Source organism: Massilia sp. BGA-UO-ETr-WB1, from assembly GCF_059567845.1.
Map to the genome: position 1 here is coordinate 166745 of NZ_JCAQOT010000025.1, position 22556 is coordinate 189300.

General features: G+C 66.0%; 21 protein-coding genes. 10 read left to right on the top strand and 11 right to left on the bottom strand.

Going from position 1 to position 22556, the window contains the following annotated elements; all coding sequences use genetic code 11:
- Positions 1-12 precede the first annotated feature (12 nt).
- Positions 13-399, top strand: a complete 387-nt coding sequence (cueR, locus tag AC56DV_RS18885; RefSeq protein ID WP_496315782.1) for a Cu(I)-responsive transcriptional regulator — start codon at positions 13-15, stop codon at positions 397-399.
- On the opposite strand, the gene AC56DV_RS18890 is transcribed toward cueR, so the two are convergent.
- Positions 389-1150 carry a sulfite exporter TauE/SafE family protein gene (locus tag AC56DV_RS18890; protein ID WP_496315783.1) on the bottom strand — a complete coding sequence of 254 codons (762 nt, stop codon included), beginning with the start codon at positions 1148-1150 and terminating at the stop codon, positions 389-391. The genes cueR and AC56DV_RS18890 overlap by 11 nt on opposite strands.
- Before the next feature lie 111 nt (positions 1151-1261).
- On the opposite strand from AC56DV_RS18890, the gene AC56DV_RS18895 reads away from it, so the two are divergent.
- On the top strand, positions 1262-1969 hold the full coding sequence (locus AC56DV_RS18895; RefSeq protein WP_496315784.1) for a glutathione S-transferase: 708 nt from the start codon (positions 1262-1264) through the stop codon (positions 1967-1969).
- Positions 1970-1984: 15 nt separating this feature from the next.
- Here the strand turns inward: AC56DV_RS18895 and AC56DV_RS18900 are convergent, their stop codons facing one another.
- From AC56DV_RS18900 to AC56DV_RS18915, 4 genes are all read right to left on the bottom strand, one after another.
- Positions 1985-2185 carry a heavy-metal-associated domain-containing protein gene (locus AC56DV_RS18900; RefSeq protein WP_496315785.1) on the bottom strand — a complete coding sequence of 67 codons (201 nt, stop codon included), beginning with the start codon at positions 2183-2185 and terminating at the stop codon, positions 1985-1987.
- A gap of 158 nt (positions 2186-2343) precedes the next feature.
- On the bottom strand, positions 2344-4182 hold the full coding sequence (locus AC56DV_RS18905; RefSeq protein WP_496315786.1) for a PhoH family protein: 1839 nt from the start codon (positions 4180-4182) through the stop codon (positions 2344-2346).
- Positions 4183-4387: 205 nt separating this feature from the next.
- Positions 4388-4852, bottom strand: a complete 465-nt coding sequence (locus AC56DV_RS18910; RefSeq protein ID WP_496315787.1) for a peroxiredoxin — start codon at positions 4850-4852, stop codon at positions 4388-4390.
- A gap of 117 nt (positions 4853-4969) precedes the next feature.
- Entirely contained in the window at positions 4970-5347 is a 378-nt protein-coding gene (locus AC56DV_RS18915) for an Mth938-like domain-containing protein (protein WP_496315788.1), read from the bottom strand.
- 189 nt (positions 5348-5536) lie between these two features.
- On the opposite strand from AC56DV_RS18915, the gene AC56DV_RS18920 reads away from it, so the two are divergent.
- The 3 genes from AC56DV_RS18920 (at position 5537) to AC56DV_RS18930 (ending at position 9585) form a co-directional block, all read left to right on the top strand.
- Positions 5537-6769, top strand: a complete 1233-nt coding sequence (locus AC56DV_RS18920; RefSeq protein ID WP_496315789.1) for a pyridoxal phosphate-dependent aminotransferase — start codon at positions 5537-5539, stop codon at positions 6767-6769.
- 53 nt (positions 6770-6822) lie between these two features.
- On the top strand, positions 6823-8145 hold the full coding sequence (locus AC56DV_RS18925) for a homoserine dehydrogenase (protein WP_496315790.1): 1323 nt from the start codon (positions 6823-6825) through the stop codon (positions 8143-8145).
- A 129-nt stretch (positions 8146-8274) separates the two neighbouring features.
- On the top strand, positions 8275-9585 hold the full coding sequence (locus AC56DV_RS18930) for a right-handed parallel beta-helix repeat-containing protein (RefSeq protein ID WP_496315791.1): 1311 nt from the start codon (positions 8275-8277) through the stop codon (positions 9583-9585).
- Positions 9586-9673: 88 nt separating this feature from the next.
- Here the strand turns inward: AC56DV_RS18930 and AC56DV_RS18935 are convergent, their stop codons facing one another.
- A complete protein-coding gene (locus AC56DV_RS18935; RefSeq protein ID WP_496315792.1) occupies positions 9674-10000 on the bottom strand; it encodes a BON domain-containing protein in 327 nt (108 codons plus the stop codon).
- 423 nt (positions 10001-10423) lie between these two features.
- Here AC56DV_RS18935 and AC56DV_RS18940 point away from each other — a divergent pair, with 423 nt between their 5' ends.
- Positions 10424-11557 (top strand): methyl-accepting chemotaxis protein, encoded by a 1134-nt coding sequence (locus AC56DV_RS18940; protein WP_496315793.1) that lies wholly within the window; start codon positions 10424-10426, stop codon positions 11555-11557.
- 15 nt (positions 11558-11572) lie between these two features.
- Here AC56DV_RS18940 and AC56DV_RS18945 read toward each other — a convergent pair whose 3' ends face one another.
- The 5 genes from AC56DV_RS18945 to AC56DV_RS18965 form a co-directional block, all read right to left on the bottom strand.
- Positions 11573-12946, bottom strand: coding sequence for a sigma 54-interacting transcriptional regulator (locus AC56DV_RS18945; RefSeq protein ID WP_496315794.1), 1374 nt, complete (start codon positions 12944-12946; stop codon positions 11573-11575).
- Complete coding sequence (locus AC56DV_RS18950; protein WP_496315795.1) at positions 12946-13539, bottom strand: hypothetical protein; 594 nt, start codon at positions 13537-13539, stop codon at positions 12946-12948. Before AC56DV_RS18950 ends, AC56DV_RS18945 begins: the two co-directional genes overlap by 1 nt.
- Positions 13529-14962 (bottom strand): sensor histidine kinase, encoded by a 1434-nt coding sequence (locus AC56DV_RS18955; protein WP_496315796.1) that lies wholly within the window; start codon positions 14960-14962, stop codon positions 13529-13531. Before AC56DV_RS18955 ends, AC56DV_RS18950 begins: the two co-directional genes overlap by 11 nt.
- A 147-nt stretch (positions 14963-15109) precedes the next feature.
- Complete coding sequence (locus tag AC56DV_RS18960; protein WP_496315797.1) at positions 15110-16582, bottom strand: sensor histidine kinase; 1473 nt, start codon at positions 16580-16582, stop codon at positions 15110-15112.
- The gene (locus AC56DV_RS18965) at positions 16582-17277 is read right to left on the bottom strand and encodes a response regulator (RefSeq protein WP_496315798.1); all 696 of its coding nucleotides are present in this window, start codon (positions 17275-17277) and stop codon (positions 16582-16584) included. Before AC56DV_RS18965 ends, AC56DV_RS18960 begins: the two co-directional genes overlap by 1 nt.
- Positions 17278-17478: 201 nt before the next feature.
- On the opposite strand from AC56DV_RS18965, the gene AC56DV_RS18970 reads away from it, so the two are divergent.
- The 4 genes from AC56DV_RS18970 to AC56DV_RS18985 are packed head-to-tail and all read left to right on the top strand — an operon-like array spanning position 17479 to position 22533.
- The gene (locus AC56DV_RS18970; protein WP_496315799.1) at positions 17479-18561 is read left to right on the top strand and encodes a porin; all 1083 of its coding nucleotides are present in this window, start codon (positions 17479-17481) and stop codon (positions 18559-18561) included.
- A gap of 5 nt (positions 18562-18566) precedes the next feature.
- A complete protein-coding gene (locus tag AC56DV_RS18975; protein ID WP_496315800.1) occupies positions 18567-19592 on the top strand; it encodes a tripartite tricarboxylate transporter substrate binding protein in 1026 nt (341 codons plus the stop codon).
- Positions 19593-19632: 40 nt separating this feature from the next.
- A complete protein-coding gene (locus tag AC56DV_RS18980; protein WP_496315801.1) occupies positions 19633-20718 on the top strand; it encodes an ABC transporter substrate-binding protein in 1086 nt (361 codons plus the stop codon).
- 30 nt (positions 20719-20748) lie between these two features.
- Complete coding sequence (locus tag AC56DV_RS18985; protein WP_496315802.1) at positions 20749-22533, top strand: ABC transporter permease; 1785 nt, start codon at positions 20749-20751, stop codon at positions 22531-22533.
- The last annotated feature ends 23 nt before the right edge of the window (positions 22534-22556 follow it).

The following is a 22556-nucleotide window of genomic DNA, read 5'->3' on the forward strand; positions in this document are numbered from 1 at the left end:
CGGGAGCAAGCGATGAATATCGGCCAGGCCGCGCAAGCATCGGGCGTTACCGCCAAGATGATCCGCTACTATGAAAGCATAGGGCTGGTCAGTGAAAGCCGGCGCAGCGAGGCCGGCTACCGCATCTACGGCGAGAAGGACCTGCACGCGCTACGCTTCATCAAGCGCGCCCGCAAGCTGGGCTTCTCGCTGGAGCAGATCCGCGAGCTGCTGTCGCTCTGGCAGGACAGCGCACGCGCCAGCGCCGACGTCAAGCGCATTGCACTGGCGCACGTGGACGAGCTGAATCAGCGCATCCGCGAACTGAGCGAGATGCGCGACACGCTCGCCACGCTGGCGTCCTGCTGCCACGGTGACCAGCGTCCCGACTGCCCCATCCTGCAAACGCTCAGCGAATAAACATCCACACGGTCAGCGCCGCGCCGACCGCCACCACGAAGCCCCGCATCAGTTTTTCCGGCATGCGGTGGATCAGCCAGGAACCGCACAAGCCGCCCGCAATGCCGCCCGCGCACAGCGCCAGCGCTGCGGGCCAGCTGATCATGCCCGAGAAGGCGAAGATCGCCGCCGCCGACGCGTTCATCGCCATGGCCAGCATGTTCTTGGTGGCCGTAGCCATGCGGATCTGCTGGCCGGCGATGGTGAGCGCGGCCAGCATCAGGAAGCCGATGCCGCCGCCGAAATAGCCGCCGTACACCGCAATGCAGCTTTGCACCGCCACCAGCACGCCGGTCGGCATGCCGCTTACCGCATGCAGCGGCTGGCTGCGGAAACTGCCCCAGGCGAACACCGAGGTGGCGAACAGCACCAGCCAGGGCACCAGTTTGGAGAAGAACACCGGCGGTGTCACCATCAGCAGGATGGCGCCGAGCACGCCGCCGACTACGCTGATGGCGAACAGCTGCTTGAACGACAGCCCGCCCACGCCGCCCACCAGCTTGCGGCCGGCGATGGCGGAGGTGGTCTGGCTGGGGAACATGGCGATGGTGGACGTCATGTTGGCCGCCACCGGATTCAGGCCCGCCAGCAGCAGGGTGGGGAAGGTGATGAAGGAACCGCCGCCCGCGAGGGCGTTCTGCACTCCGGCAAACAGGCCGGCGGCTGCGATCAGGAGGACGGTGTGGAGTTCGAGGGGAGGGACGGGAGGCATGCGGGGATTATAGCCGGGCGGGCCCGCCGCCGCTCGGCCACTGCTTGGCCGCGCCGGGCTGGCCCGGTTTCGGGCATGATGGCCGTTTCAGTAATATGCGGGGAGCGGGCGATGTTTTATGAACTGTATTACTGGCCCACCATCCAGGGGCGAGGCGAATTCGTGCGGCTGGCGCTGGAGGAGGCGGGCGCCGCCTACAAGGACGTGGCGCGCGCCAAAGGCGGCATGCCGCCCACCGAGGCGGCCATCGATCCGGCCGAAGAAGTGCGCGCCGCGTTTGCGCCGCCGGTGCTGCGCGCGGGCGAGCTGCTGATCGGGCAGACCGCCAACATCCTGCTCTATCTGGGCCGCAGGCACGGCCTGGCGCCGCGCGCCGAAGCGGGCTGGCTGTGGGCGCACCAGCTGCAGCTCACCATCGCCGACATCGTCAACGAAGCGCACGACACGCACCACCCGGTGTCCACCAATCTGTACTACGAAGACCAGAAGAAGGAAGCGAAGAAGCGCGCCGCCGACTTCACCGCCGAGCGCATTCCCAAGTTCCTCGGCTACTTCGAGCACATCCTGCAAAACAACGGCGGCCGCCACATGGTGGGCAGGCGCCTCAGCTACGTGGACCTGTCGATCTTCCAGCTGATCGAAGGCCTGCGCTACGCCTTCCCGAAAGCGATGGCGAAACTGGAGCCCGCTTGGCCCGGCCTGGTGGCGCTGCACGGCATGGTGGCCGGGCGCCCCAACATCGCCGCCTACCTGGCCTCCAGGCGCCGCATCCCCTTCAACGAGGACGGCATCTTCCGCCGCTACCCCGAGCTGGAATGAGGCTGGCTGTGCAGCTTACCGCGCCGCGCTGACCGGGAAGCCCGCGCCGGCGATGGCGGCCTTCACCGCCTCCAGCGCCGCGCTGGACTCCACCTTCACCTGCCCGGCGGCCAGATCAACCTCGACCGACGCCTGTGCATCGACCGCCTTTACCGCCTTGGTCACGCTCGCCACGCAATGCCCGCAGCTCATCTCTTCCACTTGCAGCTGATACATATCGACCTCCTTGTTGTGATGTGTTTACTGTAGGCCTTCCCACGATGGGAAGGTCAAGGCAAATAAAAAAAGCCCCGCGCGCGGTGAAGCGGGCGGGGCTTGATCGGCGTTGAAGCCGGCGGGGATGCCGATGCCGCGGCGCGGGCCGCAGCGGGGTGTTACAGCACGTCGCTAGCGTGGTCGGCCAGGCGCGAGCGTTCGCCGCGCGCCAGGGTCACGTGGCCGCTGTGGGACCAGCCTTTGAAGCGGTCCACCACGTAGGTCAGGCCGCTCGAACCTTCGGTCAGGTACGGCGTGTCGATCTGCGCGATGTTGCCCAGGCAGAGGATCTTGGTGCCCGGGCCGGCGCGCGTCACCAGGGTCTTGACCTGCTTCGGCGTCAAGTTCTGCGCCTCGTCGATGATCAGGAACTTGTTGACGAAGGTGCGGCCGCGCATGAAGTTGAGCGACTTGATCTTGATGCGCGAGCGGATCAGGTCCTGCGTCGCCGCGCGGCCCCATTCGCCGCCGTCGCTGTCGGACTTGTTCAGCACTTCCAGGTTGTCGTCGAAGGCGCCCATCCACGGCGACATCTTCTCTTCCTCGGTGCCCGGCAGGAAGCCGATGTCCTCGCCCACCGGCACCGTGACGCGGGTGACGATGATCTCGTTGTACAGCTTGGTCTCCAGCACTTGCGCCAGGCCGGCCGCCAAGGCCAGCAGGGTCTTGCCGGTGCCGGCCTGGCCCAGCAGCGTGACGAAGTCGCACTCCGGGTTCATCAGCAGGTTCAGCGCGAAGTTCTGCTCGCGGTTGCGCGCGGTCACGCCCCACACGCTGTTCTTGTTGTGGCTGTAGTCGCGCAGGGTTTGCAGCACGGCGGTCTTGCCGTTGATCTGCTTGACCTGGCCGTAGAACGGCGCCTCGCCGTTGGCCGGCTCCAGGAACACGAACTGGTTCACCAGCAGGGTCGGGATGACGGGGCCGGTGACGCGGTAGAACGTGGCGCTCTGGCCGTTCTTGTTCTCCTGCCAGGATTCCATGTCCTTGCCGTGCTTGTTCCAGAAGTCGTCCGGCAGCTGGACGATGCCCGAGTACAGCAGGTCGGTGTCTTCCAGCACGTGGTCGTTGAAGTAGTCTTCCGCCGGCAGGCCCAGCGCGCGCGCCTTGATGCGCATGTTGATGTCTTTCGACACCAGCACTACGGCGCGGCCCGGCTGCTCGTCTTCCAGCGAACGCACCACGCCGAGGATCTGGTTGTCGGCCTTGCCTTGCGGCAGGCTGGACGGCAGTTCGGCGATCTGCAGCTTGGTCTGGAAGAACAGGCGGCCCTTGGCGTCCTTGTTGCCCAGCTTGGACAGCGGGATGCCGCTTTCGATGGCGTCGTCGTCGGTGCTGCCCACCAGCGCGTCCAGCGTGCGCGAAACCTGGCGTGCATTGCGCGCCACTTCGGTCATGCCTTTCTTGTGGTTGTCCAACTCTTCCAGCGTCATCATCGGCAGGTAGACGTCGTGTTCTTCAAAGCGGAACAGCGACGATGGATCGTGCATCAGCACGTTGGTGTCGAGCACGAACAGCTTGGTGCTGCCTTCCTGGTCGGCGTGGCGGCTGGTGGACGATTTCAGCACCACCTCGACAGGCTTGTGCTTGGCGGGATGCGGCGCTTCGACCAGCACCGGCGCGGATTTGCCGCGCGGCGACTTGGCCTTCGGCGCCGGTGCGGCGGGAGCGGCGGCCGGCGCAGGCGCGGCCTGCAGCAGCGCGGCTTTCTTCGGTTTTGCCGGCGCCTTGGCGGGCGCGGCTGCGGCCACCTGCGCTACAGGTGCAGGGACAGGGACAACAGCGGGTACAACAACAGCTTTGGCGGCCTTGGCCGCAGGCGCCGCCTTGACGGCTTTTTTCGGTGCGGCAGGCGCCAGTTCAACAACGGGCAAAGGCTGGGGACGAACGCCGCTGGCCTTCGGGTAATCTTTCGCGAGCAACAGGGTTGCCGGCTTGGTAGGCAGTTTTGGCAGTGGCATCAGGATCTCGATCTAAAAAATGCTGGAAGGGTCCGCCCATTGGACACGCCGCGCAGATAGCGGCGCATGGGGTGGATGCTGACGAAAAGAAATATAAGAACTGCCGCGGGCGGGTAACGCCCGTTGAATGTACCGGTTGGTGGCCGCAGCCACCGGGTACAGTTGGTGGGAGAACTTTGCAGACTCAAAATCAGGGTTATGTGCTCTATGATTTTACAAATTCCAGTACTTCATCGACGTGACCGGGAACCTTCACGCCTCTCCATTCTTTCACCAATCGGCCGCTACCGTCAATCACAAACGTGCTGCGCTCGACGCCGCGCACGGTCTTGCCGTACATCTGCTTCATCTTCATCACGCCGAAGGCCTGGCACACGGCTTCGTCGGGGTCGGAAATGAGCTCGAAGGGCAGGCCCAGCTTGGCTTTGAAGTTCTCGTGCGACTTCAGCGAGTCGCGGCTGATGCCGTAGATTTCGGCGCCGGCGGCCTGGAATTGCTCGTGCAGGTCGCGGAAGGCCATGTTTTCCGTCGTGCAACCTGGGGTGTTGTCCTTTGGATAGAAGAACAGCACGGTGTGCTTGGCCGGGCGGCCGGACAGCTGGAAGGTCTGGCCGCTGGTCATGGCGGCGGAAAAGTCGGCGACGGTTGCTACGGATGGGCTATCAGCCACAGGTGCTCTCCTGGACGGTGGCGCTGGTGCGTGGGCATTGTTGGTGCTGGCAGCGTACCCAGCGGCGCGTAGATGGGGACGAATTACTGTTATTCAAGCTTGTTCGGTTGATATTTGTTATTGCTTTTCGATGATGAGCGCCAACGTCACCTTGCGGCCTTCGGCCATCAGGATGTTGTAGGTGCGGCAGGCGGCGTTGGTGTCCATGCACTCCACGCCGATGTGCTTGCTCACCAGCGGCGCGCTCAGCTTCGGGTGCACGAAGCGCTGGCGCTCGCCGGTGCCGAGGATGACCACGTCCGGCGCGTCGGCCAGCAGTTGTTCAAAATGCTCGACCGTCAGCTGCTCGAAACTGGCCACCGGCCAGGCGCGCGGCGGCGCTTCCGGCAGCACGATCAGGCTGTAGTCGTAGGGCTGGGCGTTGATTTCCACACCGCCGGCGAAGTAGCCGGTAACGGTCTGGTAGGCCTGGGTGCTGTTGGGGTGGAGCTTCATAATAAAGTTTATGCGTAAGTATCTGTACGTAAAGTGGCGTAAAGGGACGCGATTCAGACCGTTATTGTAACGTTTTCCCTTGATCTGCGGCCCGCGAAGGTTGATTTAATCAAGCGCTTTCGGCAGAATGGGTATTTTCGCAATGCACCATTTGCGCGCATCGCCCCTTTATCTGGATAGGATTAGATTTTGCGACCGATTAACAAGTCGAACAAGCTGGCCGAAGTTTGCTATGAAATCCGCGGCCCCGTGCCGGAGAAGGCGCGGCAGATGGAAGAAGAAGGCCACAAGATCACCAAACTGAACATCGGCAACCTGGCCGTGTTCGGCTTCGATCCGCCGGACGAAATCGTGCACGACATGATGGTCAACCTGCACGGCGCGGCCGGCTACACCGATTCCAAGGGCATGTTCGCGCCGCGCAAGGCGGTGATGCATTATACGCAGGGCAAGAACATCGCCGGCGTGGCGATCGACGACATCTACCTGGGCAACGGCGCATCCGAACTGATCGTCATGTCGATGAACGCGCTGCTCAACACCGGCGACGAAGTGCTGGTGCCGGCGCCCGACTATCCGCTGTGGACCGCCGCCGTGAGCCTGTCCGGCGGCACCCCGGTGCACTACGTGTGCGACGAGCAGCAGGACTGGTTCCCCGACATCGAGGACATGCGCCGCAAGATCACCAGCAACACCAAGGCCATCGTCGTCATCAACCCGAACAACCCCACCGGCGCGCTGTACCCGGTGGAAGTGCTGCAGCAGATCATCGAACTGGCGCGCCAGCACCAGCTGATCATCTACGCCGACGAAATCTACGACAAGGTGCTGTACGATGAAGCCCAGCACACCTCGATCGCCTCGCTGGCGGACGACGTGCTGATGGTGACCTTCAACGGCCTGTCGAAGAACTACCGCGCCTGCGGCTACCGCGCCGGCTGGATGGTGGTGTCGGGCGAGAAACGCCATGCAAAAGATTACATCGAGGGCCTGAACATGCTGGCCTCGATGCGTTTGTGCGCAAACGCGCCGGGCCAGTTTGCCATCCAGACTGCGCTCGGCGGCTACCAGAGCATACAAGACCTGGTGGGCCCCGGCGGGCGCCTGTTAAAGCAACGCGACCTGGCTTACAAGCTGCTGACCGAGATTCCGGGCGTCACTTGCGTCAAGCCGAAAGCGGCGCTGTACATGTTCCCGCGTCTTGATCCGAAGATCTACCCGATCGCGGACGACCAGCAATTCGCCTACGACTTGCTGGCAGAAACCAAAGTACTGATAGTCCAGGGCACCGGATTCAACTGGATTGCGCCCGACCACTTCCGCGTCGTGTTCCTGCCGAACACCGACGACATGACGGAAGCGTTCGGACGTATCGCGCGCTTCATGGAAGGCTATCGCAAGCGCCACGGCAGCCCCATCTGATAATCACAGCGCCGCGCCGGCGCCGCCGGCCGCGCTGCAAGGAACTCACCATTATGAAACCCATCAAAGTAGGCCTGTTAGGCGTCGGCAATGTCGGCTCCGGCACGTTCAACGTACTGGAACGCAACCAGGAAGAAATTCGCCGCCGCGCCGGGCGCGGCATTGAAGTGGTGGCCGTCTCGGCCCGCAACCTGGAACGCGCCAAGCAGCGCACTGGCGGCAAAGTGAAAGTGGTCGCCAGCCCGTTCGACATCGTCAACGATCCGGAAATCGATATCGTCGTCGAACTGATCGGCGGCTACGACGAGGCCAAGGCGCTGGTGCTGCAAGCCATCGCCAACGGCAAGCACGTGGTCACCGCCAACAAGGCGCTGCTGGCCGTGCACGGCAATGAAATCTTTGCCGCGGCCCAGGAAAAGGGCGTGATGGTGGCGTTCGAAGCGGCCGTGGCCGGCGGCATCCCCATCATCAAGGCGCTGCGCGAAGGCCTGACCGCCAACCGCATCGAGTGGTTCGCCGGCATCATCAACGGCACCACCAACTTCATCCTGTCCGAGATGCGCGACAAAGGCCTGGACTTCGGCACCGTGCTCAAGCAGGCGCAGGAACTGGGCTACGCCGAAGCCGACCCCACCTTCGACATCGAAGGCGTGGACGCGGCGCACAAGGCCACCATCATGTCGGCCATCGCCTTCGGCATCCCGGTGCAGTTCGACAAGGCGCACGTGGAAGGCATTTCCAAGCTGAGCGCGGTGGACATCAAGTACGCCGAGCAGCTGGGCTACCGCATCAAGCTGCTGGGCATCGCCAAGCGCGCCAAGGTCAACGGCACCGAAGGCATCGAGCTGCGCGTGCACCCGACGCTGATCCCGGCCAAGCGCCTGATCGCCAACGTGGAAGGCGCCATGAACGCCGTGCTGGTGCAGGGCGACGCCGTCGGCGCCACGCTGTACTACGGCAAGGGCGCCGGCGCCGAGCCGACCGCCTCGGCTGTGATCGCCGACCTGGTCGACATCACCCGCCTGGCCACGGCCGACCCGGAACACCGCGTGCCGCACCTGGCCTTCCAGCCGAACGCCATGACCGACATCCAGATCCTGCCGATGGCCGAGATCACCACCAGCTACTACCTGCGCCTGCACGTGGTGGACCAGCCGGGCGTGCTGGCGGACCTGACCCGCATCCTGGCCGACGGCGCCATCTCGATCGACGCCATGATGCAGAAGGAGCCGGCCGACAACGAGACCCGCACCGACATCATCATCCTGACGCACCAGACCCAGGAGAAGAACGTCAACGCGGCCATCGCCAAGATGGAAGGCCTGTCCACGGTGGTGGGCAGCGTGACCAAGATCCGCCTGGAAAACCTGAGCTGACCGGCTTCGGCTGAAAGGGAAGGTGAAGGCGGGCCGTGGCTCGCCTTTTTTTCGCCCGCAATAATCAGCAATTCGATCATCCGCCGCCGGCGGCCGATGCTAATCTTGGCGCTCTCACCGGAGCCCGTCTTGAAGCCACTCTCGAAGCCACTCTTCCTTTTGCTGCTGGCCGCCGGCCAAGCCAGTGCCGCCACCTGGTACGTTTCTCCCAGCGGCAACGACGCCGCCAGCGGCGCGCAGGACGCCCCCTGGCGAACCGTCGCCCGCGCCCAGAGCGCCGCCGCGCCCGGCGACACCATCTATTTCCGTGGCGGCCGCTACGCCTACAGCGCCGCCACCAGCACCTGCGCCAGCCGCACCGCCGTGGTGGACGCCATCACGCTCAACAAAAGCGGCAGCGAAGGCGCCCCCATCCGCTACTGGGCCTACCCCGGCGAAACGCCGGTGTTCGACTTCTCGGGCATGAAGGACGACTGCCGCGTGAAAGGCATCAACGTCTCCGCCAGCTGGCTGCACCTGAGAGGCCTGGAAATCACCGGCGCGCCGCAGCAGCCGGAAAACCGCCTCAACCACGAGTCCTGGGGGCTGTGGATCAAGGGCAGCCACAACGTGTTCGAGCAGCTGAACGCCCACCACAACATGGGCCCCGGCGTGTTCATCGCGGACGGCAGCCACAACCTGGTGCTGAACAGCGACTCGCACCACAACTACGATCCCTACACCTCCAACGGCGCAGGGCAGAGCGCGGACGGATTCGGCGCCCACATCAAGGCCAACCAGCCCGGCAATGTGTTCCGCGGCTGCCGCGCCTGGGCCAACACCGACGACGGCTTCGACCTCATCAAGGCCTATTCCCCGGTGACGATCGAGTATTCGTGGGCCTGGCAGCATGGCTACCTGCCCGGCACCAGCACACCGCTGGCGGCGGGCAACGGCAACGGCATCAAGGCCGGCGGCTACGGCGGCGTATACGTCGCCAACGGCGTCAAGCACAGCGTGCGCTTCTCGGTCGCCTTCAACAACAAGGCCGCCGGTTTCTACGCCAACCACCACCCGCTGGCGCTCGACTTCTTCAACAACACCGCCTTCGGCAACGGCGCCGACTACGACATGCGCGGCGTGGCGCCGGCCGGCGCGCCGGCCAGCTTCGGCCTGCTGCGCAACAACATCGGCCGCACCGTGCGCAACGCCGCCGGCGCCGACCAGGCCCACAACAGCTGGACCCTGCCGCTCATTCTGCGCGATGCGGACTTCGACAGCGTCTCCGCGGCCGGCTGGGACGCCCCGCGCCAGGCCGACGGCAGCCTGCCCATCCTGCCCAACTACCGGCCGCGCGCCGGCAGCCAGCTGATAGCCAAAGGCGTGGACGTCGGCCAGCCCTTCAGCGGCGCCGCGCCCGGCCTGGGGGCGTTCGAGCCCGGCGCGCAGGCAAAAAAATAGCCGGGCTGCGCGAAACGCGGCCCGGCGAAAAGGTCTTACTCTGGGTAGGTACTACAACATCAACTGCAGGTGCTACGAAAAAACTTAATTACTTGCTGGCGACGGTCAGTTCGCTTTTCACTTCCTTCACGCCTTCGACGGCGGAGGCGGCCTGGATAGCTTTGGTGCCGATGTCGGTGTTGGCGACCTGGCCGGTCAAGGTGACCACGCCCTGGGCTGCGGTGACGCCCACGCCTTTGTAGTCGCCCAGCGCGGCCTGGACTTTCTTGCTCAGCGCGCTGTCGGTGGCGGTGGCGGCAGTGCCGACGCCAGCCATCGCGCCTTCTTGCTGTGGCACAGCGTAGGCGGCGGTGATCGAGGCGGCGCTCAGGGTTGCGGCGGCCAGCAGGCGGGTGATCATTTTGGTATTCGTCATGTTTGCTACTCCATAAAGGTTTTTAAAGGAACGCCTTGTGACGTTATCCACCCTATTGCAAGCGGTGTGCCAGCTTTTAAAACTTCAATGAAATCAATGGTTTGGCAATTTCGCCAAGATTAACTTGCCGACAGGCAGCAAATTTGCGACATGATTTGTCGTGATACAGCGACACCTTTCAGTGCGCATTTCTTAAGCCGTTGAAAACAAAGGTTTTTTTTGTGTCGCCATGTGACGACATGAAAAACACTATGGCTCGCCGCGCGGCCATTGGGTAGAGTCTGAACACCCCGTCCAAGGAGAGCCGCTCATGCAATTGTCCAACTACAAAACCTCCACCAAGCTGGTGCTGGCATTCATCGCGGTGGCCACCATAGGCGCGCTGCTGGGCGCCTATGCGATCTACAACATGAAGACGGCCTGATGGGACGCATCAAGAGCAGCGAAATGCATGCCGACAGCGAGCTGCAGCACTACATGCGCGCCAACGTGGTCCAGCCCAGCGTGCAGCTGGGCGTGGCCATGACCAGGCTGTCCCAGCTCAAGGAAAGTGAAGCGAAGGCGGTCGCCGACGCCAACACGGAACTCTACGCCAGCAGCCGCAACGTCACCATCGTGCTGGTGCTGGCCGGACTGGCGGCGGGGGTGTTCCTCGGCCTGGCGGTCAGCCGCCGCGTCACCAATCCGCTGGCGGTGGCGGTCGGCAGCGCGCACCGCATGAGCGAGGGCGACATGACCGTCGCCATGCAGGTGGAGGGCAAGGACGAGACGGCGCAGCTGCTGCAGGCGCTGGAAAACATGCACGCCAGCCTGCAGGGCATCGTGGCCACGGTGCGCGAGGACGCGGACGGCGTGGCCACCGCCAGCGCCGAGATCGCGCAGGGCAATCAGGATTTGAGTGCGCGCACCGAGAGCCAGGCCAGCGTGCTGGAGGAAACCGCCGCGCCGATGGAGGAAATCAGTTCGGCGGTCAAGCAGAAGGCCGACAGCGCGCGCCACGCCAACCAGCTCGCCTCCAACGCGGCCAGCGTGGCCGTGCGCGGCGGCGAAGTGGTGGCGCAGGTGGTGTCCACCATGCAGGGCATCAATGACGCCTCGCGCAAGATCGAGGACATTACCGGCGTGATCGACGGCATCGCCTTCCAGACCAATATCCTGGCGCAGCGCTCGGCGGCGGCGGCCAAGGAAATCAAGGCGCTGATCAGCGACTCGGTGGAGCGCGTGGACCAGGGCGCCAGGCTGGTGGGCCAGGCCGGCGCCACGATGACCAAAGTGGTGGACAGCGTGCAGAGCGTCAGTTCCATCATCGGCGAGATCGCGCTGGCCAGCAGCGAGCAGACCACCGGCGTGGAGCAGGTGAACCAGGCGATTATTGAAATGGACCACGTCACGCAGCAGAACGCCGCGCTGGTCGAGCAGGCGGCGGCCGCCGCCAAGGCCATGCAGGACCAGGCGGCCAGCCTGGCGCAAGCGGTCAGCGTGTTCAAGATCGAAGCCGGCGCCGCGCGCCAGCACGCCCACAACCCGGCCTCCAGCCGCGCCCTGGCGCTCAGGTGAACCGGCAGGGAAGGGTTACGGCCCGCCCTGCGAATCGGGCACGCCGTCGGCGCGGAACTGGGCCGCGTTGAGATCGTACTTCTGCAGCAGGCGGTAGAACTCGGTGCGGTTGCGGTCTGCCAGGCGGGCCGCGTCGGCCACGTTGCCGTCGGTGAGCTTGAGCAGCTGCACCAGGTAGTTGCGCTCGAAGCGCTGCTTGGCCTCGGTGTAGCTGAGCACCTCCAGCGACGGCACGCGCAGCGCGCGCTGCACCAGCGTGAGCGGCACCAGCGGCGCCGTGGCCAGCGCACACACATGCTCCACCACGTTGTACAGCTGCCTCACATTGCCGGGCCAGGAGGCCCGCGTGAGCGCCTCCAGCGCGCCCGGCGCGAAGCCGCTGACGGTCTTCTGGTACTTGGCAGCCAGCGCGTGCAGGAAGCGCGTGGCCAGCAGCGCCACGTCCTCGCGCCGCTCCGACAGCGGCGGCAAGGCCAGCGTGATGACGTTCAGCCGGTAATACAAGTCTTCCCTGAACTGGCCCTCCAGCATGGCCGCGTCCAGGTCGCGGTGGGTGGCCGACAGGATGCGCACGTCCACCGGCCGTCCCTGGTCCGAGCCGAGCTGGCGCACCACGCGCTCCTGCAGCACGCGCAGCAGCTTCACTTGCAGCAGCAGCGGCATGTCGCCGATTTCGTCGAGGAACAGGGTACCGCCGTCGGCCGCCTGCACCAGGCCTTCGCGGCTGTTCACGGCGCCCGTGTAGGCGCCCTTCACGTGGCCGAACAGTTCCGATTCCAGCAGCTGCTCCGGGATCGCCCCGCAGTTGACGGCGATAAAGGGCGCTTTCGCGCGCCGGCTGGCGCGGTGGATGGCGCGCGCCAGCAGCTCCTTGCCGGTGCCGCTCTCGCCGCGTATCAGCACGCTGGCGTCGGACGCGGCCACCAGCTTGGCCTCGGCCAGCAGCTCGGCCATGGCCTGGCTGCGGCTGATGATCTCCTCGCGCCAGCTTTCGTCGCCGCCGCCGTGCACCGGCGCCGGCGCGGTCAGGCTCAGCGCCTGCTCGATGCGCTCCAGCAGCACCTTGGCGTCGAACGGCTTGGTCAGGTAGGCGTAGGCGCCCAGGGTGGTCGCTTCCACCGCGTCCGGGATGGTGCCGTGCGCGGTCAGCAGGATCACCGGCAGCGCCGGGTACTGCGAGCGGATCTCCTGGAACAGCGCCATGCCGTCGCGGTCCGGCAGGCGGATGTCGCTCACCACCAGCTGCGGCAGCTCGATCGACAGACGCGCCAGCGCCGTTTCCGCGCTGCCCACCGCCGTCACGCGGTAGCCATTGGCGGTAAGGCGCAGCGACAGCAGCCGCAGCAAGTCCGGATCGTCGTCCACCAGCAGGATGTGCGCGCCGGCCATCAGCGGCCACCCTGCGCCGACGATTGCGGCGGCGGCCGCACCGGCAGGTTGCGCTCGATCGCCTTCAAGCCTTCCAGCATGTCGTTCAGCTGCTCGGTCTTGCGCTGGTTTTCCTTCAGCTGCGCGGTGAGCTTCTCGTTGGCCTCGGACAGGCGGCGCGCCTCCGCGCAGTGGCTCGACAGCAGCTGCGCCAGCGGCTTGATCGACTGCGCCGCCTGCTCGTTGGACGTGGCCACGCTGTCGAACTGCGCCTGCGCGCGCGCCAGGTCGCCGCTGCCGCGCGTGAGCATCAGGATCATGCCGATCTGCAGCGACAGCTTGGGTGTCGACTGTTGCAGGCTCAAGCCGCTCAATTCCTTCAGCAGCTCGCCTTGCGCCATGCGGCGCAGGCTTTGGTGGTAAGCCAGCAGCGGCGCGGCCTCGTCCTGCGGCGAGACGTGCGTGAGCGGCGTTTGCGCCAGCGGCGCCACCGGCGGCGGCGCCGGCATCACCGACGGCGGTGGCGGCGGCGGGGCCGGCGTCATGCAGGCGCCCAGGAATAGCAAGGGCAGCAAGGGCAGCAGGGCTAGCAGGAACGGCGGTTTAATGGTCATAAGGCAGTTCAATCCGAAAATGGGCTCCCACCTGGGAGGGAAGCAGTTGCAGGCTGCCGCCATGCGCCTGCACGTATTCGCGCACGATGGACAGGCCGATGCCGTTGCCGCGCCGCGCGCCCGGCGGCTGGCGCTCGCCTTGGTAGAAGGGTTCGAACACGCGCTCGGCGTCTTCCTCGGCCACGCCCGGCCCCTGGTCGATGCAGTCGATGCGCAGCAGGCCCTGGTGCTCGTCCAAGGCGAAGCGCACCGTGCCGCCCTGCGGGGTGAAACGCACCGCGTTCGACAGCAGGTTGGCCAGCGCGACGGCCATCTTGTCGTGATCCATCGGCATGGCGCGCGGCGCGCCGTCCACTCTCGCGACCAGGCCGCGCGCCTGCAGCTGCAGCTGCTGGTTGGCGATCACCTCGCGCAGCAGCGCGGCCGGTTCGTACGGGGCGCGCAGCAAGTGCTGGGCCTCGAAGTTGGCCGCGTTGTAGCGCAGCAGGTCCTCGATCTGGTTCTGCAGCGAAGCCGTGTTCTGGCGCAGGATGGCGGCGATTTCGCGCTGCTGCGGCGACAGCGCGCCCAGCACCTGGTCTTCCAGCAGCGCCACGCCTTCCACCAGCGCGGCCAGCGGCGTTTTCAGTTCGTGCGAAATATGGCGCAGGAAGCGCGACTTGTCGGCCTCCAGGTCGGACAGGCGCTGGCGCAGCCAGTTCAGCTGCTGGCCCAGGCGGCGCAAATCGTTCGGCCCTTCGACCGCGATGGCGTCGCCGTAGCGGTTCTCGCCGAGGCGGTGGATGGCCTGTTCGATCTGCTTGAGCGGGCGCGACACCCAGGCGCCGAAACCGACCGCCAGCAGCGCCGCCACGGCGATGGCGGCCGCCACCTGGCCGGTCAGCACGCCGCGCCGCTGGTCCAGCTCATCGAGCAGCATCTGGTTGCGGCGCTCCACCTCGCGCTTTACTTCGTCCTCCAGCGCCTGGCTGATGGCGGGCAGGCCGCCCAGCGCCTGGTTCAGGGCCTGGTTCAGCGCCTGCTGGCGGCTGGCGCGGCGCGCGCGCGGCGTCTGCAGGACGGTCCACGCCGCCTCGCTGCGCTGGTTCCAGTCGGCGAAGGTCTGCGGCGGCGCGCCGGGCAGGCCGGCGGCGACGGCGGCCAGCGCCGCCTGCGCGTCGCGCCAGGCCTCGGCGTAGCGCTGGCGAAAAGCCGGGTCGTCCAGCACCAGGAACTGGCGCGCGCTGCGTTCCATGGCCACGCTGCGCTCGGCCAGGCGCTGCGCGTTCTCGGTCAGCGCGATGGCGTGCTGGCCCGCCTCGCGGCTATGGGCGGCGAGGCGGTCCAGGGTCAGCAGGGCGTGCACCGATGTCGCGCTCAGCAGTACGGCGATCAGCAAGAACACGCCCAGCAGCAGATGGCGGAATGACAGCTTGGGAAACATAGGAAACAAGGGCCGGACGGCTCAGCAGCGTATCCCGGGCATCATAGGGGAAAACGCCCAAACTCCGCGTCCGATTGCGCCTGGCGAGCTGAGCCGCATTCGGGGTCTGACCCCGAATGCGGCTCAGCTCGCTTGTAGGAGGATGCTTTAGGCGGGAAAGGAAACGGTAACCTTGAGGCCCTGGTTGTGGGCGCCGTCGCCGAGGGTGATGGTGGCGCCGTGCAGTGCGGCAATATCGCGCACGATGGCCAGGCCGAGGCCGGCGCCGCCGGGGTTGCGCTGCATGGAGGCGGCGGCGCGGTAGAACGGCGAGAACACGCGCTCGCGCTCGCTTTGCGGGATGCCGGGGCCGCTGTCTTCCACTTCCAACACGGTGCCGGAAGCACCCTTGCCAGGGCCGACCCGCAGGGTGACGCTGCCGCCGTCCGGGGTGTAGCGCAGCGCGTTGTCGACCAGGTTGGCCACCATTTCGTGCAGCAGCAGCGCCTGGCCGGGCACCACCGCGTCGTGCTGCGCTTCCAGCGCCAGGTCGATGTTGCGGCTCACGGCCGGCACCGCCAGTTCCAGCGCCACCTGCTGCATCAGCGCGCGCAGTTCCACCGGCACCGGCTCCACGCCGCCGCTGTGCTCGATGCGCGCCAGCATCAGCAGGCGGTTGGCCAGGTGCACCGCCGAGTCGGTGGTGGTGGCGATGCCTTGCACCATGCTGCGCAGCGCGGCCGTGTCGCAGGGGGCGCGGCCGGCTTCGCGCAGCGCCAGCTCGGCCTGGGTCTTGAGCACCGTGAGCGGGGTGCGCAGCTGGTGCGAGGCGTCGGCGATGAAGCGGCGCTGGCTGGCGATCAGGCTCTGGATGCGCGACATGGAGCCGTTCATGGCTTCCACCAGCGGCCGCACTTCCTTGTGCACCAGCGCCGGATCGACGTCGGACAGGTCGGACACGCTGCGCGTCTCGACCTCCACTTTCAGCCGCATCAGCGGTTTCAGCACCAGCCGCACGGCGAACCACACCAGCAGCGCGGTGGCCAGGATCAGGCCGGCCTGCCACAGCAGCGTGTCGAACAGGATCTGGTTCGACAGGCCGCGCCGCGCGTCCAGCGTTTCGGCCACTTGGATCAGGGCGATGCCGCGCATGCTGTCGTCGTATACCGGCTGCAGCAGCGCGGCGATGCGCACCGGCTGGCCGTTGTACTTGGCGTGGTAGAAGCGCACCAGCGCCGGATAGGCTTCCGAGCGCGGCACGTTGGCCGGCACCGCAGGCAGGTCGGCGAAGCCGGACACGGTTTCGCCGTTGATGCCGCTGACTTTGTAGAAGATGCGGCCCAGCGTGTCGGTCTCGAAGCTGTCCAGCGCCACGTAGGGCACGTCGGCCACCACTTTGCCGTCCTGCACCGACACACGCTCGGCCAACGCGCGGGTGGAGGCCAGCAGCGAGCGGTCGTAGGCCATGTCGGCCGCGTCCAGCGCGTTGCGGTAGACCGAGACGGCGTCCAGCGCCATCAGGAAGATCAGCGGCACCAGCAGCCAGCGCATCAGCTGGCCGCGCAGGCTGCCCAGCGGCGCTGCGGGCGCGCCGCCTGCTTTCGCTGCGGGTTCCGTTGCCCGGTCCGGTGCGCGTTCCATTACTCGGCCGGCTCGCGCGGCTGCAGCAGGTAGCCGATGCCGCGCAGGGTGGTGATGGCGGCGGCGCCGGGCTGGCTGCTTTCCAGCTTCTTGCGCACGCGGTGGATGTACAGGTCGATCGCGTCCAGGTTGGCGTCGTCGGCCAGCGCGAACACTTCGTCGAACAGCTTTTCCTTCGACACGGCGCGTCCGCTGCGGCTGATCAGCGCTTCCAGCACCGCGTGCTCGCGCGGCGTGAGCGCCAGCGCGGCGCCGTGGTAGCTGAACATGCGGGTGATGGTGTCGAAACTGAGCGCGCCGCAGCTGTGCACCAGCGCCTCGTTGCCGACGCTGCGGCGCAGCAGCGCTTTCACGCGCGCTTCCAGTTCGGCCAGTTCGAAGGGCTTGGCCAGGTAGTCGTCGGCGCCCAGGTTCAGGCCCTGCACGCGCTCTTCCAGCCCGCCGCGCGCGGTCAGGATCAGCACCGGGGTCTTGGCGCGCGGCCCGCCGCGCGCTCGCAGGCGCTTGAGCACTTCCAGGCCGTCCATGCGCGGCAGGGTGAGATCGAGGATCACCAGCGCGTACTCCTGCGTGTGCAGCAGGGCGTCGGCGTCGGCGCCGTTGTCCGCGCACTCCACCGTCAGGTGGGAGTCGCGCAGGGCTTTGGCCAGCCAGTGCTGCAGTTCGGTATGGTCTTCGACGAGGAGAATGCGCATGATGTTGGTGCCGCCAGGTGTATGCTCAGGCCTGCATCTTCCCCGCCGCGCCGCCAAAAGTAAATTCCTTGTGGTGACACGACGACAAGATTCGCAGTGAATTCGCAGTGAAAGAGAATTGAAAGGAAGTGAAACCTATAGTGGAGCCCTGATTTCAGTGATCAGGCATATCACCAACAATTATATCTATAGGAGACACCCATGAAGAAGTCCAATTTGACACTGGCCCTGGCCAACGCGCTTGCCGCCACGGCGGCCTGCGCGCTGGCCGGTGCGGCTCACGCGCAGTCGAACGTGCAGGTCTATGGCCTGATCGACGCCGGCGTCGAAAACGCTTCCAACGCCACGCCGACCGGAGGGGCCAAGACCAGCGTGATCTCCGGTGGCATGAACACGTCGCGCTGGGGCTTGCGCGGCACCGAGGACCTGGGCGGCGGGCTGAAAGCGGTGTTCCAGCTGGAAGGCGGCATCCTGCTCGACAGCGGCGCCCAGGACGGCCCGCTGTTCAAGCGCCAGGCCAATGTTGGCCTGGAGGGCAGCTTCGGCCGCGTGGTCATCGGCCGCTCTTTCACCTCCGTATACGACACCGTGATCTCCTATGATCCGATGGGCTTCGCGCCGTACTATTCGTGGGCCACCAGCGGCCCTGCCACGGGGCCCGGCAAATACGGCTTCACCACCGCCTTCGATAACCTGATCAAGTACAGCGGCAGCACCGGCAGCTTCAAATACGGCGCTACCTACGGCATGGGCGAACAGACCACCGGCCAGTCCGACAGCCGCAAGATGGCGGGCAACGTGGCCTACGCCGCCAATGGCCTGGGCCTGATGACGACCTGGGAGCGCATCAACGGCAACACCGTGGCCGCGACCGGCAACCGCGACGAGACCACCGTCTACCACCTGGGCGCCAGCTACGAAACCGGCCCGCTGAAGTTCTGGGGCGTGATGCGCGACTACAAGCTGGTATCCGGCAAGGCCGCCACGGCGGACGTGAAGGCCACCACCTGGTGGACCGGCGTGGCTTACAAGGGCATCCCCAACACCACGCTCACCGGCGCGGTGTACCGTGTCAATGTGAAGAACGTCGCCACCGGCAAGGACGCCGATCCGACCATGTTCGTGGCGCGCTACCGCTACGCGCTGTCCAAGCGCACCGACGTCTACGTGGCGGCGGCCTACGCCAAGTCCAAGAACGGCCAGCTGACCGGCCTGTCGCGCGACGACGCAGGCTTCGACACCAACCAGCGCGGCGTCGTCACCGGCATCCAGCACCGCTTCTAAACGCCATGCAAGCCCTGTCCTCCTTCCTGTTCTCGCTTGCCGTGCTGGCGACGGCGGGCGCAACGGCGGCCGGCTCCGGCAACGCAGCCAAGCCGGCCAAGCCTGCCGCTGCCACTGCCGCCGTGCCGGGCCGCGTCGAGTGCATCGTGCCGTCCAAGCCGGGCGGCGCGATGGACCTGACCTGCAAGCTGGCGCAGAAGGGATTGCAGGCGCTGGCCGGCGGCGCACCGCGCGACGTGCACATCAGCTATGTGCCCGGCGGCATAGGCGCGGTGGCCTGGCATTCGCTGATGACGCGCCGGCGCGCCGATCCGAACACGCTGGTGGTGTTCTCGGGCGGCTCGCTGCTCAACCTGGCGCAGGGCAAGTTCGGCAAGGCCAAGGCGGACGACGTGCGCTGGGTGGCGGCGCTGGGCGCGGACTACGGCATGATCGCCGTGCGTTCCGACTCGGCCTACAAAACACTGGGCGACCTGGTGGCGGCGCTGAAGAAGCATCCCGAGAAAGTGCTGATCGGCGTGTCCGGCACCATCGGCAGCCAGGACTGGCTGAAGATCGCGCTGGTGATGCGCACCGCCGGCGTGGACCCGAAAGTGCTGCGTTTCGTGGCGCTGGAAGGCGGCGGAGAGGCTTTCACGGCGATGGACGCGGGCTATGTGCACGTGGTGTCGGGCGACGCGTCCGAGGCCACGCTGTACGCCGGCAACGGCAAGACCCGCGTGCTGGCGGTGCTGTCCGAACAGCGCCTGCCGGGCGTGCTGGCCGGCGTGCCCACCGCGCGCGAACAAGGCGTGAACGTGGTCTGGCCCATCATCCGCGGCGTGTGGATGGGGCCCCACGTGCCGGAGGCGGACTACCGCCAATGGGTAAGCCTGTTCGACCGCATGATGGCCACGCCCCAATTTGCCGAGGCCCGCGCAGCCTACGGCCTGTATCCCTTTGTATTGACCGGCGACGCGCTCGCCGACCATGTGCGCAAGGCCGTGGACGACTACGGCAAGCGCGCCAGCGAATTCGGCCTGGTGCGCTAAGCAAGCTAGCTACAAAAAACCAACTTAACTGGAGATTCACATGTTCATCAAATCGACCCTGGCCGTCGCGGCCTCCCTCGTTGCGTCCGCAGCATTTGCACAAGTACCAGCCGGCTACCCGGCCGACTACCAGAAGCTGATCGACGGCGCGAAAAAGGAGGGCAAGCTGGTGGTCTACGGCGCCACCGACAGCAAGGCGACCCAGCCGCTGATCAAGGAATTCAGCGCCATGTACCCCGGCATTTCGGTCGAGTACAACGACATGAATTCCACCGAGGTGTACAACCGCTTCATCTCCGAAGCGGCCGCCGGCGGCAACACCGCCGACGTGGTGTGGTCCTCCGCGATGGACCTGCAGATGCGCCTGGCCTCGGACGGCCACGCGATGAAATACAAATCGGTGGAAGCGCCGAAGATCCCCGGCTGGGCCATGTGGGACGACCAGGCTTACGGCACCACCTTCGAGCCGGCCGCCATCGTCTACAACAAGCGCCTGTTGGATCCCAAGGAAGTGCCGCAGACGCACGCCGATTTCGCCAAGCTGATCCAGCAGCCCAAGTTCAAGGACAAGGTCACCACCTACGACATCGAAAAATCCGGCGTCGGCTTCATGTTCATGACGCAGGATGCGCGCGAAAATCCGAAGTTCCTCGAACTGCAGAACGCTTTCGGCGTGGCCAAGGTGCGCGTGCAGTCGTCCACCGGCACCATGATGGAGCGCATTTCCTCGGGCGAGAACCTGATCGGCTACAACGTGCTGGGCTCCTACGCGCTGGTGCGCGCCAAGACCGACCCGTCGATCGGCGTGGTGCTGCCGAAGGACTACACGCTGATCCTGTCGCGCGTGGTGTTCATCAACAAGGCCGCCAAGAACGTCAACGCCGCCAAGCTGTGGCTGGACTTCATGCTGTCGCAGCGCGGCCAGACCGTGATCGCCAACGACTCCAAGCTGTACGCGATCCGCGCCGACGTCGCCGGTGAAACCACCTCGGCCGACCTGATCAAGCAGATCGGCAAGGACAACGTCAAGCCGGTTCCGGTGCACCCGATCGTGCTGCAGTTCCTGGGGCCGGCCAAGCGCATGGCCTTCCTGAAGCAGTGGAAAGAAACCGCGGGCAAGAAGTAACCCCAGCACGCTGAGAACCGAGGCACTATCATGCAAACATTGACCCCATCCAGCATCAGCGGCAGCGGCCGCCGAAGCTTGAACTGGCCGCGCGGCGTGGTGGTGACGCTGACCGCGATCGCCATCTTCCTGCCGCTGTTCCTGATCTTCTACCAGAGCTTCCTGTCGGCGCCGTTCTTCATGCCGGACAAGGTGCTCGGCCTGGACGCGTACCGTTTCATCATCGACGACCCCGACTTCGCCATGGCCTTCAAGAACGGCCTGACGCTGGCCACGGGCCTGACCCTGATCGCCGTGCCGCTGGGCGGCGCGCTGGCCTTCCTGATGATACGCACCGACCTGCCGGGCCGGAGCTGGATTGCGCCCATGCTGCTGGTGCCGATCTTCGTTTCGCCGATGGTGATGGGCTTCGGTTACGTGGTGTCGATGGGGCCGGTGGGCTTCTATTCCACCTGGGCCAAGGAGCTGCTCGGCTTCGTCCCGTGGAACATCTATTCCTTCACCAGCATCGTCATCATCGCCGGCCTGACGCACGTGCCGCACGTCTACCTGTACGCCTCGTCCGCGCTGAAAAGCCTGGGCTCGGACGTGGAGGAGGCGGCCCGCGTGGCCGGCGCCTCGCCGCTGCAAGTGATGGTGAACGTGTCGCTGCCGATGATCATGCCGGCCCTGGCCTATGCCGGCGTGCTGGTGTTCTTCCTCGGCTTCGAGGTGTTCGGCCTGGTGCTGGTGCTGGGCGACCCCGAGGGCCACCTGGTGCTGCCGACCTATCTGTACAAGCTGACCAACAAGCTTGGCACCCCGTCCTACCACCTGATGGCCGCCGTCGCCGTGTGCCTGGTGATGGTGACGCTGCCGCTGGTGATGATACAGCGCTGGCTGCTCAAGTCGGCCAACAAGTACGTGTCCATCAAGGGCAAGGGCGCGCGCAGCAAGGCCATGCCGCTCGGTAAATGGAAATGGCTGGCCTTCGGCCTGCTGGCCGCCTGGCTGCTGTTCACCATCGTCATGCCGCTGACCGGCATCGTGCTGCGCTCCTTCGTGCAGTACTGGGGCGAGGGCGTGCACCTGGCCGACGTGCTGACGCTGAACCACTTCCGCGACATCCTGGCGGAACCGTCGCTGATACGCGGCATCGTCAACACGGTGCTGATCGGCGTGATCGGCGGCGGCCTGGCCGTGGCCTGCTACTGCGCCATCGCGCTGGCCATGCACCGCAAGCCGGACGGCATCACCCGCGCGCTGGACTACAGCGTGCTGGTGCCGCGCGCCGTGCCGGGCCTGCTGGCCGGCCTGGCCTTCCTGTGGGTGTTCCTGTTCGTGCCGTCCTGGCTGGACGGCATGCTGAAGGGCATGGACAACGGCCTGGCCCTGTGGCTGAGCGAGCACCTGGTGCCGGCGCTGCGCTCGCTGCGCTCCACCATCTTCGCGGTGTGGCTGGCGTACTCGGTGGTGTGGCTGGCCTACGGCATGCGCCTGATCTCCACCGCGCTGCTGCAGGTGGGGCCGGAACTGGAAGAGGCGGCGCGCGCCGTGGGCGCCAAGCGCGGCCAGGTGACGCGCGACGTGACCCTGCCGCTGATCAAGTACGGCCTGTTCGGCGCCTGGCTGATGGTGTTCCTGATCTTCGAGCGCGAATACTCGACCGGCGTCTACCTGCTGTCGCCGGGCACCGAGGTGATCGGCGCCATGCTGGTGTCGCTGTGGGCGGGCGGTTCGACCGACCTGGTGGCGGCGCTGTCCTTCATTAACATTTCGCTGGTGGCCGTGGGCCTCGGCATTGCGCTGCGCTTCGGCGTCAAGCTGCACAACTAAGCGCATAACTAAACGAGCTGAGA

What these genes read in the sequence shown, in the direction of transcription:
- cueR (WP_496315782.1), top strand. Translation starts at nt 13, where the DNA reads ATGAATATCGGCCAGGCCGCGCAAGCATCGGGCGTTACCGCCAAGATG.
- AC56DV_RS18890 (WP_496315783.1), bottom strand. Translation starts at nt 1,150, where the DNA reads ATGCCTCCCGTCCCTCCCCTCGAACTCCACACCGTCCTCCTGATCGCA.
- AC56DV_RS18895 (WP_496315784.1), top strand. Translation starts at nt 1,262, where the DNA reads ATGTTTTATGAACTGTATTACTGGCCCACCATCCAGGGGCGAGGCGAA.
- AC56DV_RS18900 (WP_496315785.1), bottom strand. Translation starts at nt 2,185, where the DNA reads ATGTATCAGCTGCAAGTGGAAGAGATGAGCTGCGGGCATTGCGTGGCG.
- AC56DV_RS18905 (WP_496315786.1), bottom strand. Translation starts at nt 4,182, where the DNA reads ATGCCACTGCCAAAACTGCCTACCAAGCCGGCAACCCTGTTGCTCGCG.
- AC56DV_RS18915 (WP_496315788.1), bottom strand. Translation starts at nt 5,347, where the DNA reads ATGAAGCTCCACCCCAACAGCACCCAGGCCTACCAGACCGTTACCGGC.
- AC56DV_RS18925 (WP_496315790.1), top strand. Translation starts at nt 6,823, where the DNA reads ATGAAACCCATCAAAGTAGGCCTGTTAGGCGTCGGCAATGTCGGCTCC.
- AC56DV_RS18935 (WP_496315792.1), bottom strand. Translation starts at nt 10,000, where the DNA reads ATGACGAATACCAAAATGATCACCCGCCTGCTGGCCGCCGCAACCCTG.
- AC56DV_RS18940 (WP_496315793.1), top strand. Translation starts at nt 10,424, where the DNA reads ATGGGACGCATCAAGAGCAGCGAAATGCATGCCGACAGCGAGCTGCAG.
- AC56DV_RS18945 (WP_496315794.1), bottom strand. Translation starts at nt 12,946, where the DNA reads ATGGCCGGCGCGCACATCCTGCTGGTGGACGACGATCCGGACTTGCTG.
- AC56DV_RS18950 (WP_496315795.1), bottom strand. Translation starts at nt 13,539, where the DNA reads ATGACCATTAAACCGCCGTTCCTGCTAGCCCTGCTGCCCTTGCTGCCC.
- AC56DV_RS18955 (WP_496315796.1), bottom strand. Translation starts at nt 14,962, where the DNA reads ATGTTTCCCAAGCTGTCATTCCGCCATCTGCTGCTGGGCGTGTTCTTG.
- AC56DV_RS18960 (WP_496315797.1), bottom strand. Translation starts at nt 16,582, where the DNA reads ATGGAACGCGCACCGGACCGGGCAACGGAACCCGCAGCGAAAGCAGGC.
- AC56DV_RS18965 (WP_496315798.1), bottom strand. Translation starts at nt 17,277, where the DNA reads ATGCGCATTCTCCTCGTCGAAGACCATACCGAACTGCAGCACTGGCTG.
- AC56DV_RS18970 (WP_496315799.1), top strand. Translation starts at nt 17,479, where the DNA reads ATGAAGAAGTCCAATTTGACACTGGCCCTGGCCAACGCGCTTGCCGCC.
- AC56DV_RS18975 (WP_496315800.1), top strand. Translation starts at nt 18,567, where the DNA reads ATGCAAGCCCTGTCCTCCTTCCTGTTCTCGCTTGCCGTGCTGGCGACG.
- AC56DV_RS18980 (WP_496315801.1), top strand. Translation starts at nt 19,633, where the DNA reads ATGTTCATCAAATCGACCCTGGCCGTCGCGGCCTCCCTCGTTGCGTCC.
- AC56DV_RS18985 (WP_496315802.1), top strand. Translation starts at nt 20,749, where the DNA reads ATGCAAACATTGACCCCATCCAGCATCAGCGGCAGCGGCCGCCGAAGC.